The 366-nt window shown below is 63.1% G+C and carries 1 pseudogene; it reads right to left on the bottom strand.

The features are described from left to right. Nucleotides 1–366, bottom strand: a pseudogene (locus tag DID99_RS36985) (virulence factor); the annotation flags it as partial.

Genomic DNA, 366 nt, shown 5'->3' with positions numbered 1-366 from the left:
TCGTGCGTGTTGCCGGTTGCGGCCTTGCCGATCCAGGCGAGCGGTTCGCGCTCGGTGTTGAAGTTTGGGCCGGCGAGGAACAGCACGACGAGGTTCTCGTTGATCTGCGCATCCGTGGGCGGGAAGTTCGGGGCGTCCCAGTTCATCGCCCAGACGGTCTTGTCGGGGTTCGCCTGCAAGTAGTCCAGCGCGTTGTTCAGCGACGTGAAGCCGGCGTTTGCGCCGCCTTGGGTGATTTGCACGTCCGGAGGCGTATCGCGGCTCCAAAGCGTCTTCGGTGATGGCGGCCCAATCTCGAAGAAGTTCATCATCCGATCGACCATGCGCGACTTGGCAAAGGCCGGATCGAGTCGGGGTGGAACGGCA

Source organism: Burkholderia sp. Bp8986 (assembly GCF_003854225.1).
Taxonomy (GTDB): Bacteria; Pseudomonadota; Gammaproteobacteria; order Burkholderiales; family Burkholderiaceae; genus Burkholderia.
Note: the sequence above shows the minus strand (reverse complement) of the source record. Positions and strands in the feature narration are given on the sequence as shown.